Raw genomic sequence first — 10,813 nt, forward strand, 5'->3', positions numbered from 1 at the left:
GTCAGGCCTTCAATCTTCCATAATGAAATGACTTGGTGTCATGACCCCTTAGATGAAATAAAGATGCACCAGGCAGCTCAATGTTTGGTGGGTGAGCATGACTTTAGCTCGTTCAGGGCTGTAGGCTGCCAGTCAAGAACGCCGTTTCGGTTTGTCGAATTTATTAATGTTCAACGCTTCGGCGATATTTTAGTTATTGATATTAAGGGAAATGCATTTTTGCATCACATGGTTCGTAACATTGCTGGTGTTTTGATGGAAATAGGTAAGCAGAGAAAACCAGTAGATTGGTGTGCCGGGGTGCTCGAAGCACGAGACCGGACTAAGGGGGGAGTGACTGCGCAGCCAAATGGTTTGTTCTTAACGCATGTCGATTACCCCTCCCATTTTGGTGTGCCTGTATCTCAAGGAGCGCCGTCGATAATTCGCTCAATGATTGCAAGTGCATCGGGAAGCATGGACAATGATGCAGATCTGTGGCGTATTTCTCATAGGCTCGACTAGTTAAGCATTGTAGTATGTATGGTCTGGCCCTGTGTTTTAGGAAGCGAGCAGCGCCTCAACTATTTTTCACTATTATGCAGTCTAGCAAATCGATATAATGCTGACGCATATTTATTTTTAGCTAAAGGGTTGTGCAAGACAAAGTGCGCACTAGAACAAAAATTTGTGGTATAACATCTTTAAGTGATGCCTTGGGTGCCGTGAACGCCGGTGCTGATGCGCTTGGTTTTGTTTTTTATGAACCGAGTCCGCGTTATGTTTCTCCTGAACTTGCTTGCGATATTATTGCTAAACTTCCACCTTTTGTTTCTGCTGTAGGTTTATTTGTTAATGCTTCTAAGTCTTATGTGAAAGAGGTTTCTAACCTAGCCTCGCTAAGCCTTATTCAGTTTCACGGCGATGAAAACGAAGATTTTTGTTCAAGCTTTGATCGTCCTTATATTAAAGCCGTGCGTGTTCAGTGCGAGCAAGATATTCTAGAGGCCGATAAACATTACTCTAGTGCCTTAGGCTTATTGCTAGATACTTATAAAAAAGGTGTTCCTGGTGGAACAGGAGAGGCCTTTGAATGGTCAATTATTCCAAAAAATACCACTAAACCACTTATTCTTGCCGGGGGCTTAAACGCCTCGAATGTGCGCGCTGCTGTTAAACAGGTGCGCCCCTATGCGGTAGATGTAAGTGGCGGTGTAGAATTACGTAAGGGTGTGAAAGACCACTCTAAAGTTTCAAGTTTTGTAGATGAGGTGTCGAGTGCCAGCGAATACACGAATTACTGAAGAATTGTTAGCTCAACTTCCTGATAATAAAGGGCATTTTGGCCCTTATGGTGGTCGATTTGTTTCAGAGACTTTGATGTCATCGCTTGAAGACCTTGAGAAGAAATACCTTTCTCTCAAAGATGACCCTGAGTTCTGTAAAGAGTTTGATAAGGATATGGCTGACTATGTGGGTCGGCCTTCACCGCTTTATTTTGCCGAACGTCTGACTAGAGAAGTGGGCGGTGCAAAGATCTACCTTAAGCGAGAGGACCTTAATCATACCGGCGCGCACAAAGTAAATAATACCATCGGTCAGGCACTATTAGCTAAGTACTTAGGTAAGCCAAGAGTGATTGCTGAGACAGGTGCAGGTCAGCACGGTGTTGCTTCTGCGACCGTTGCAGCTCGTTTGGGCCTCGAATGTAAGGTCTTTATGGGCATTGAAGATGTGCGTCGTCAAGCTCTGAACGTTTATCGAATGAAGCTCCTGGGTGCAGAAGTTGAAGCAGTAACAAGCGGCACTAAAACCCTAAAAGATGCGATGAATGAAGCGCTTCGAGACTGGGTAACGAATGTCGATAATACTTTTTATATTATTGGTACGGTTGCGGGGCCTCACCCTTACCCTATGCTTGTGCGTGACTTCCAGGCGATCATCGGTCGAGAAGCAAAAGCTCAGTGCCTTGAGAAAGAAGGGCGATTACCTGATGCTTTAGTCGCTTGTGTAGGTGGTGGCTCGAATGCAATCGGTTTATTTTACCCCTTTATCTGCGACCACGATGTTGAGATGTATGGTGTTGAGGCTGGAGGACACGGTATCGAGACTGGTGAGCATGCTGCGCCGCTATGCGCTGGCGCTCCGGGAGTTCTTCACGGAAATCGTACCTACTTGATGTCTGATAAGGCTGGCCAGATTCAGGGCACTCACTCTATTTCTGCAGGGCTTGATTATCCAGGCGTTGGTCCTGAGCATTCCTGGTTGAAGGACATGAAGCGAGCAAATTACGTGTCGGTTACCGACGATGAGGCACTTGCTGCATTCCGTCGCCTAACGCTAGTTGAGGGTATTATGCCTGCACTTGAGTCAAGTCATGCAATCGCCTATGGAATTAAAAAGGCGGCGACGATGTCATCCGATAAAATTATGATCATTAACCTTTCAGGTCGTGGTGATAAAGATATTCATACCGTTGCTGGCATAGATGGAATTGAGGTGTAGTTATGAGTCGTATTCAATCTGTATTAGAGAACTTGCAAGCCGAAGGTAAAAAAGCATTAATCCCATACGTAACTGGCGGTGACCCTAGACCGGGCGCAACGGTTGAGATTATGCATACCTTAGTCGAAGCTGGCGCAGACATAATCGAGCTTGGCGTGCCATTTTCCGACCCGATGGCCGATGGCCCGGTAATTCAGTTAGCCTGCGAGCGTGCACTTGAACACAATGTATCGCTTGATGATATATTTTCGATGGTGAAGGAATTTCGTGAAACAGACCAAGATACTCCGGTCGTATTGATGGGCTACCTAAACCCCTTGGAAATTAAAGGTTACGAAAAATTTGCTATTGAAGCTGCCGAGGTTGGTGTTGATGGTGCGTTAATCGTCGACTTGCCGCCTGAAGAGGCTGAATCTCTTGTACCATTTCTGAAAGAAAATGATCTGGACTCTATCTTCCTGATCGCACCGACAACTACCGACGAGAGAATACAGCATATCGGTCGTCATAGCAGCGGCTATGTATATTACGTATCCGTTAAAGGTGTCACCGGTTCAGCTGAACTGAGTACAACTGAGGTTGCCGAGAAGGTTGCATTGATCCAAAAATATAACCAAATCCCGGTTGGGGTTGGCTTTGGGATTAGAGATGCAGCGTCAGCTGCTGCTGTTTCCAAGTTAGCTAATGGCGTTATTGTTGGCAGCGTCATTGTAAATCTGATTGCTGAAAATAAAGATGATCAAGTTGCGTTAAATAAGGCCGTTAAGGGCTTGGTTTCATCAATGCGTATTGCAATGGATGCTTAATCCATCTCTTACTTTGAATGTGTAAGTTACGAGTGTAGGTAGAAAAATGAGTAGTTGGCTGGACATCATTAAACCCAAGTCGATTCGTTCTGACTCGGGTTCAAAAGGCAATATACCTGAAGGCGTATGGAAAAAGTGCCCAAAGTGTAGTGCTGCTTTATATGGCCCTGAGCTTGAGAAAAATCTTAATGTTTGCCCTAAATGCCAACATCATATGCGTGTATCCGCTCGCCAGCGAATTGATCTCTTTCTTGACCCCGATAACCGGGTTGAGCTTAATGCCAACCTTGAGCCGGTTGATCGTCTGAAGTTTAAAGACACGAAGAAATACAAAGACAGGTTGGTATCGAATCAAAAAGCGAGCGGTGAAAAAGACGCTTTGATTACTTTTAAGGGTGAAGTAAACGGTGTTCCGGTTGTCGTTGCTGCATTTGAGTTCTCTTTTCTTGGTGGTTCTATGGGGGCTGTCGTCGGGGAGAAATTTGTTCGCGCGATAAAATTATGTCTTGATGAAAGTAAACCATTGATTTGCTTTAGTGCCAGTGGTGGTGCGCGGATGCAGGAGGCCTTGATCTCACTTATGCAAATGGCGAAAACAGCCGCTGCACTTGAGAAGTTAAAAGAGGCACGACTTCCCTATATTTCTGTACTAACAGACCCTGTATTTGGTGGAGTATCTGCTAGTCTGGCGATGTTGGGCGATTTGAATATCGCAGAACCAAATGCTTTGATAGGCTTCGCCGGACCACGTGTTATTGAGCAAACTGTGCGAGAGAAGCTACCAGAAGGTTTTCAACGGAGTGAGTTTTTGCTAGAGCATGGCGCAATCGATATGATACTAGAGCGCCATGAACTAAGGGATCGCTTGTCTTCGCTTATTTCAAAACTGACAGAGTTCAGAGTGGCGAAAGTAGCGCCGGACGAAGTTAAAGAGACTAAACCTGAAGAAAGTAGTGCTGATAGCGATGGTTCTGATTCCGAACCTGAGAGTGAAGAGCTTCAGTCTACCTAAGTCATGCCTAACGTGCTAAACACTCTCGATCAGTGGCTAAGCCACATATCACAATCTCACCCAAAAGAAATTGAGCTTGGCTTAGATAGAGTAAAGTCTGTCTACCAAAAAATGAGCTTTGAGGCGCGCCCGCGAAAAATTGTGGTGGTCGCAGGTACTAATGGCAAGGGCTCGACAATTGCTTTGAGCCAAGCTGGCCTGGCTTCGCAAGGGCTAAGGTGTGGTACCTATACTTCTCCACATATATCTAAATACAACGAACGAGTCCAATTGCTTGGCGTTGATGCAAGTGACCATCAGCTTGTTGAGGCCTTCCAATATATTGACGAGGTGAGGGGAGACACTCCGCTTACCTACTTTGAGTTCGGCACCTTGGCTGCTTTGTACGTCCTCTTTAATGCAGATCTTGATGTCGTGTTGCTCGAAATCGGTTTAGGAGGGCGCTTGGATGCCGTAAATATCGTTGATGCAGATATCTCCGTGATTACTTCAATCGACATTGATCACATTGACTGGCTCGGCGACGATATTCAACAAATAGGCAGAGAGAAGGCTGGTATCCTAAGGAAAGGTCAGCCATTTTTGGCTGGTGAAAACCTTCCTCAAAGCGTCTTTGAATGTGCTGAGAAGCTCGCTTGTCAAACCTTGGTCTGTCATGAAGATTTCTATATTGACGATGACTTGGTGAGTGTTGCCCAGAAAGATTTGAGTAGGTTCAAGTTTCAGGGGTTTCCAAAGCTAAATTTACCCGATAACAATATTCTTCTCGCCTATCAGTTAATCGCTCTATTGCTTGATGGCCGCTCGCTGGATGCCGACTCGGTATATCGAAGCATGTGCAATGTTAAGTTGTCAGGGCGCCTTGAACAGTCTAGCCAAGTAAAAGGCTTATATTTTGATGTAGGCCATAATCCTCACGCAGCAAGGTTCCTAAAGTCCTTTTTGTTAAAAGAGGGTGAGGGAAAAGATAAAATTGAAGTTGTGTTCTCTGCGTTAGCAGATAAAGATGTTCGAGGCGTTGTCGCGGAACTTTCAGAATCTGTGGATCGCTGGCTAATAGCGCCATTGAATGTTGACAGAGCAATGTCTATTGCCGAATTGCAGAGTGTGCTTTCTGAAGTGTCCGATAAGGTTCTTAGCTTCGAGACGATAGATCAAGCACTTGCGTTTAGCCTAGAGCAAAAAGAGAAGGAAATATCGGCTATGACTACTGGTAAAGAGTCGCTTGTGTTAGTGTTTGGCTCGTTCTTTACTGTCGAAGCCGCAAAAAAGTTTATGGATAGTTATGAGTGAATCAGTTGATAGTTTAAAGCAACGCTTGGTCGGAGCGTTCGTTATCTTGTCTTTGGCGATTATATTTCTGCCAATGATTTTTGATAAGCCTCATAACGAAGGACGAAGTCTTTTAGTACCGGTGCCACCCAAACCTGACTATAAAACAATAGAGATCGGTAAGCCGGTTCAACCTCAGTTCAAAGTGCTCTCGGTCGATAGCGACACGGGTAAAGTTGTAGAGGGTGATGAGTTGCTTAAGCCAAGCCCCTCTGAGAAAGCTATTAAGAAAATTGAGCTTGGCGCCCTAAGCGATGAGGCGTCAAAACCTTCGGATGATGTCCAGGTAAAGAGTCCTTCCAGCCCAGCAGCTGTCAAAAAATCCCCTAAGCCCAAAGAAGTTAAGCCTGTCGTAGCAGCCTCTAAACGTCCACTGGCTTCCAAGCCAAAAGTGTCGCATTTGCCCGTTTTTAAAAATATTTGGATGGTTCAGTTAGGAACGTTTAGTAAAACTGAGAACGCTTATAAGCTAAGAGACAAACTCAGGGCCGATGGTTTTGACGGGCATACAAAAGAAGTTTTGTTGGGCGGTAAAAAAGCGATTAGGGTCTTCACCGGTCCTTTTGTTAAGAAGCGTGAAGCTGAAAAAACCAAGAAGAAACTCGACCAAAAGTATAAGGTTGATAGTCGACTCATCTTTTTTGATGCGTAACCCCCATTATCTTTGTTATTATGCGCGCCTGTTTTTTGGATATCATTTGTTTGGGTTAAATGTATCATTGCAAGTCAGAGACTAACGGGGTTAATGCGCTTTAAATGTCAGGTTTAAATTGGGCCGACTGGACGCTCATCGTCATTATCTCACTTTCAAGTTTAATGAGTCTCAGGCGAGGTTTTGTTAAGGAAGCCTTGTCGCTTGCTACATGGGTGGTTGCCTTTATTGTGGCGCGCAGCTTTCATCCTAATCTCCAAACCTTATTGATTGACTCAATTAATGAACCAGTACTAAGAACCATCGCAGCATTTATTATGTTGTTTATAGGTACCTTGCTGGTGGGTGCTGGTATCAACTTCATTGTTGGTGCTTTGATACGTTTAACTGGCTTAACCCCAATAGATAGAATGCTAGGAATTGTGTTTGGTCTTGCCAGGGGGTTAATTCTTGCAGTTGTGCTTGTAGCCATTGTTCGCTTAACGCCTTTTGAGCAAAGCGACTGGTGGCAAAATTCGGTAATGATCGAGAATTTGTCTATATTAGAGCAATGGTCTCGATCAGTATTCGAAAGTCATAAAGAAACCAAAGTTTGATAGAAACGTTTTTAAAGAGGTAGTCATATGTGTGGCATCGTAGGTGTTGTTGGAAAAAACAACGCGAATCAATCGTTGTATGATGCATTAACCGTTTTGCAACATCGCGGCCAGGACGCTGCCGGCATTGTTACCTGCCAAGATGATCGTTTCTTTTTAAGAAAGGATAATGGCCTAGTACGTGATGTTTTTCGTACACGGCATATGAAACGCCTGCAAGGCAATGTAGGTATTGGGCATGTGCGCTACCCAACTGCAGGCTCTTCTAGTTCTGCGGAAGCTCAGCCTTTTTATGTTAACTCTCCTTATGGTATTACCTTAGCGCATAACGGTAATCTGACTAATACGGCTGAGCTAGCGAGTGGGGTTCTGAAGTCGGATTTACGTCATGTAAACACTAATTCCGATTCAGAAGTACTATTGAATGTCTTTGCTCACGAGCTTCAGGAGCAAGGAAAGCTGGTACCTACGCAAGTAGAAATCTTTAACGCGGTTAAAGAAGTTCATAAGCGGTGCCGAGGCGCCTATGCAGTCATTGCCATGATCACTGGCTACGGCGTGTTGGCTTTTCGTGACCCTTACGGTATTCGTCCGGTTTGCTATGGCAAGCGTGAGACGGAGCAGGGCACCGAATATATGATTTCTTCCGAAAGCGTAGCGCTTGCTGCCCTAGGCTTTGAGCTTGTGCGCGATATAGAGCCTGGTGAAGCGATCTATATTGAGAATGATGGAACACTGCATACACAGCAATGTTCTGAAAACCCTAAACTGACACCTTGTATTTTCGAGCACGTATACTTCGCGCGCCCTGATTCTATTATAGATAAGGTCTCTGTTTACAAGGCGCGCCTGCGTATGGGTGAAACACTTGCCCAAAAAGTAAAACGACTGCGTCCTGATCACGATATCGACGTTGTCATGCCTATCCCCGATACTAGCCGTACCTCTGCAATGCAAATGGCGGTGGAGTTGGGTGTGAAGTTTCGCGAAGGCTTCATCAAGAACCGCTATATTGGTCGTACTTTTATTATGCCAGGCCAGAATCAGCGTAAGAAGTCGGTACGTCAGAAGTTGAACCCCATTGAACTAGAGTTTAAAGATAAAAACGTTATGTTGGTCGATGACTCAATTGTACGGGGTACGACATGTCGTGAAATCGTACAAATGGCTAGAGACGCTGGTGCTAAAAACGTGTACTTTGCATCTGCCGCGCCTGAGGTAAGATACCCAAATGTTTACGGTATCGATATGCCTGCTGCAACTGAGTTGATTGCACATGACCGCACGGTTGAAGATATTCAGGAAATTATTGGTGCAGACTGGCTAGTTTATCAAGACCTGGAAGATCTTATTCGTTGTGCGAAAGATGGAAACGAAGACATTGATGAGTTTGATTGCTCGGTCTTCAACGGAGTCTATCCAACGGGTGATATATGTGGTGATTACCTCGACAGGCTTGAGCAAGCACGTAATGATTCAAACAAAAAGAAGTTAAATGAAGATGACGCCACTATCGATCTTCATAACGACAATTAAGGCTGAATTAGCTCATTATTTGTCATAGAAAACTAAAAATTCGAATTAAAGGTGAGAAGAGATGGCGAATAGCCAGCCACCGAAAGGTAATATTCCCGTTCCAAATTTGGACGGTGTTGGTTTAGAGACGCTTGCAGTACGAGCTGGGCAAATTAGAAGTCCTGAGCTTGAACACAGCGAAGCGATTTTTCCGACCTCAAGCTTTGTGTTTAATTCAGCGCAAGAAGCTGCTGCACGATTTGCAGGCGAAGAGCCTGGGAACATCTATGCGCGTTTCACCAATCCAACGGTTGCGATGTTTGAGGCGCGCTTAGCTGCCTTAGAAGGAGGCGAGCGTGGTGTTGCTGCAGCATCGGGTATGGCTGCTATTATGTCTGTTTGCTACGCTCTGTTAGAGCAGGGTGATCATGTCATTTGTTCGCGCAGTGTTTTTGGCACGACGACAGTTCTGCTAGAAAAGTTTGTAAAGAAGTTTGGTGTTGAGATTAGCTTTGTTGATCTGACTGATTACGAGCAATGGCAGACCAGCATCAAGGACAATACTAGGTTTCTATTCCTTGAATCGCCGTCGAACCCACTGTGTGAAGTAGTTGATATCGCAAGACTGGCAGAACTGGCGAGACAAGGGCGTCATTCGAAAGGCTGCTTGCTTGTTGTTGATAACTGCATGTGTACACCTATCTTGCAGCAGCCTTTGAAGCTTGGTGCTGATATCGTAGTGCATTCAGCGACTAAATACATTGACGGCCAAGGACGTTGTTTGGGTGGCGCGGTTGTCGGCTCAAATGCAATTATCGAAGAGGTTCATGGTTTTATCCGTTCTGGCGGTGCTGCCTTGAGCCCCTTTAATGCCTGGGTGATGCTGAAGGGCTTAGAAACCCTGAGTATACGTATGAAAGCTCACGGTGATGGGGCTATGAAAATCGCTCAGTGGTTGTCAGAACAAGCTGAAGTTGACCAAGTGTTTTACTCTGGCTTAGCAAGTCATCCTCAGGCAGACCTGGTTGCATCCCAACAAACAGGAAATAGCGGTGTATTGTCCTTTAAAATTAAGGGAGACAAGGCAGCAGCTTGGCGCTTTATAGATGCGCTGGAGTTTGTTTCAATTACCGCTAACTTAGGTGACGCTAAATCTACGATTACTCATCCTGCGACAACGACTCATGGTCGTTTAAGTCAGGAAGATCGTGATAAATCGGGTATCAGTGATAATTTGATTCGAATCTCGGTTGGGCTTGAAAGCACTGATGACTTAATCGCAGACTTGAGTCGTGGCATTGCAGCAATCGCTTAATAAAGCCTGTTGCTGCAAAGCTTTTTTCCTATATTTCATATAATTAACGATAAAAGTTAAAAAATACCTCAAGCTTTCCTATACTGTTAGCTATAGTCCGTACACTTATATTTTTTCGATTCGCCAACCATAGTTAGTAATTCAGTGATAAGCGACATGGCACAACCTGGTAGTAGTAACTCAGAACAACATCATTTTCATGCCTATTTATCCCAAGGCTCGCGTGAAGGTGCCTTGATTCTAACGGTTGCTGTCTGCATTTTTCTGTTCGCTGCATTAATTTCCCACTCTCCGATGGATCCTGGTTGGAGTAGCACGGGTACAAATCAGGTTGCTTCAAATTACGGTGGTAAAGCCGGTGCATGGTTTGCCGATATACTGCTGCACTTTTTTGGCTATGTTTCCTACCTCTTCCCAATATTAATCGGCTATCGCGCCGCGCTGCTTTTTAAGAATAGAAAGTCCAGGAAGGTCTTTCATTGGCCAATGTTTATCATTCGGGTTATCGGTTTTGTTCTGACTTTGCTTGGTGCCACGGGTTTATTGGCTATTTATTCGGTCGCAGGCTTAGATAACGTTTCGGGTGGTATTGTTGGTATGGAATTATCAAACAGTATGCTCGCTCAATTTAACATCCTGGGCACTACTTTGATGTTAGTGTCGATGCTTCTATTTGGTCTGACAGTTTTTACCGGGATTTCCTGGTTAGGGCTGATGGATAAAACCGGAGCGTTGACGATTAAACTTTACGATAAATTATCTGTCGTTATTAAGCGCCTATATTCAAAGTATCTTGATAAACGTGATCTGCGCCTTGATCAAAAGCTTAAGCGCGACGCTGAAGCCTCTCAAATCGCAGAGCAAGTTAAAGAAAGAGAAATTCATATTAACGATCGTCGCCCTGTTAACGATGTTTCACCGGAGCGTGCCGAAAAAGATTCAAGTACAGGGTCCGTTTCTTTGCTTAAAGGAAAACTCACTGCTTTAAAAGAAAAGCTTTCTAAGAAAACCGATACGGGTGAAGCCACTAAGCGAAGTGAGCCTTATATTGATGATAAGGGCCGTGCCTCACCTAAGACTTCAAAAGGCAAACAACCATAT

At 44.7% G+C, this 10,813-nt stretch carries 11 protein-coding genes; all 11 read left to right on the plus strand.

The annotated features are described in order from the left end of the window. Positions 1 to 504 (plus strand): tRNA pseudouridine(38-40) synthase TruA (locus tag A3761_RS01965; RefSeq protein WP_197472736.1); only part of this gene is annotated, 504 nt, incomplete at its 5' end. A gap of 143 nt (positions 505 to 647) precedes the next feature. Next, complete coding sequence (locus A3761_RS01970) at positions 648 to 1,283, plus strand: phosphoribosylanthranilate isomerase (protein WP_068513752.1); 636 nt, start codon at positions 648 to 650, stop codon at positions 1,281 to 1,283. Beyond that, entirely contained in the window at positions 1,258 to 2,484 is a 1,227-nt protein-coding gene (gene trpB, locus A3761_RS01975; protein ID WP_231872142.1) for a tryptophan synthase subunit beta, read from the plus strand. Before A3761_RS01970 ends, trpB begins: the two co-directional genes overlap by 26 nt. Before the next feature lie 2 nt (positions 2,485 to 2,486). Continuing rightward, complete coding sequence (gene trpA, locus A3761_RS01980; RefSeq protein WP_068513659.1) at positions 2,487 to 3,290, plus strand: tryptophan synthase subunit alpha; 804 nt, start codon at positions 2,487 to 2,489, stop codon at positions 3,288 to 3,290. Positions 3,291 to 3,336: 46 nt separating this feature from the next. Continuing rightward, positions 3,337 to 4,302: an acetyl-CoA carboxylase, carboxyltransferase subunit beta gene (accD, locus tag A3761_RS01985; protein WP_068513657.1), complete on the plus strand. Its 966-nt coding sequence runs from the start codon at positions 3,337 to 3,339 to the stop codon at positions 4,300 to 4,302. A 3-nt stretch (positions 4,303 to 4,305) separates the two neighbouring features. Beyond that, positions 4,306 to 5,595 (plus strand): folylpolyglutamate synthase/dihydrofolate synthase family protein, encoded by a 1,290-nt coding sequence (locus A3761_RS01990; RefSeq protein ID WP_068515771.1) that lies wholly within the window; start codon positions 4,306 to 4,308, stop codon positions 5,593 to 5,595. After that, positions 5,588 to 6,286 (plus strand): SPOR domain-containing protein, encoded by a 699-nt coding sequence (locus A3761_RS01995; protein ID WP_068515768.1) that lies wholly within the window; start codon positions 5,588 to 5,590, stop codon positions 6,284 to 6,286. The genes A3761_RS01990 and A3761_RS01995 overlap by 8 nt, the downstream gene beginning before the upstream one ends. Before the next feature lie 104 nt (positions 6,287 to 6,390). Then, complete coding sequence (locus tag A3761_RS02000; RefSeq protein ID WP_068515765.1) at positions 6,391 to 6,882, plus strand: CvpA family protein; 492 nt, start codon at positions 6,391 to 6,393, stop codon at positions 6,880 to 6,882. Positions 6,883 to 6,909: 27 nt separating this feature from the next. Then, complete coding sequence (purF, locus tag A3761_RS02005; RefSeq protein ID WP_068552637.1) at positions 6,910 to 8,418, plus strand: amidophosphoribosyltransferase; 1,509 nt, start codon at positions 6,910 to 6,912, stop codon at positions 8,416 to 8,418. A 61-nt stretch (positions 8,419 to 8,479) separates the two neighbouring features. After that, positions 8,480 to 9,712 (plus strand): O-succinylhomoserine sulfhydrylase, encoded by a 1,233-nt coding sequence (locus A3761_RS02010; protein WP_068515759.1) that lies wholly within the window; start codon positions 8,480 to 8,482, stop codon positions 9,710 to 9,712. A gap of 156 nt (positions 9,713 to 9,868) precedes the next feature. Beyond that, the coding region (locus A3761_RS02015) for a DNA translocase FtsK 4TM domain-containing protein (RefSeq protein WP_197472737.1) at positions 9,869 to 10,813 on the plus strand (945 nt) is incomplete at its 3' end.

This window comes from Oleiphilus sp. HI0123 (genome assembly GCF_001635315.1).